Source organism: Blautia sp. AF32-4BH, from assembly GCF_003460565.1.
GTDB lineage: Bacteria > Bacillota > Clostridia > Lachnospirales > Lachnospiraceae > Fusicatenibacter > Fusicatenibacter saccharivorans.
In genome coordinates, this window is record NZ_QTVL01000047.1 from 1 (window position 1) to 632 (window position 632).

Below are 632 nucleotides of genomic sequence, written 5' to 3' on the forward strand. Positions count from 1 at the left end.
GGCTTTCCATCTCTGTAAGTTGAAAACACATCCGTGCTAATCAGATTTCCCTCTTTCGTAATTGCATCCATAGGTGTATGACCTACAACCTGCAACAACTTACGTGGCTTATATAATCTCATTTTTGAATGCTGTGGTCTCAGCCAGATCGGCGATGCATCATTCCACATCTCGATTCTTCCGAGCTGATTAATCGTCTCTAGCACAGCATCCACATCATTATATTTTGCTCGCGGAACATATTCCTCTACAAAGAAATTCAGTACGCCTCCATGAGAAAAGAGAACATTGTCTATTCTCTGAACATATTTAATGGGATTATCTTCTGGAACAGCCTCTCGCAAATCCAACAACTTTCTTTGCACTGTCATTGAAGCCATGGAGCTATAACCGCTCTCCAGACAATGCCACAGATAACTCAAATCGTGATTCCCGTAGCACCAGGCTGTTTCCGGAAATGCTTTTGCAAACCGAACAGCCTCATCATAAGTTTCTTCATAAAGTCCGACATTATATTGCTTGTCCCAATCATCAGGGATGTCCATCAGACATACCGCTCGATCAGCAATTCCCTGATGCATAAGAGCTGTAGCCTGTTTAAACATCTGCGGTTTAAGATGAACATCAGGAAT

General features: G+C 42.4%; 1 protein-coding gene. It reads right to left on the reverse strand.

Annotated features, from left to right (window positions below):
• Positions 1-632, reverse strand: a 632-nt coding sequence (locus DWZ44_RS18035; RefSeq protein WP_243002177.1) for a metallophosphoesterase, incomplete at both ends; no start/stop codon positions are given.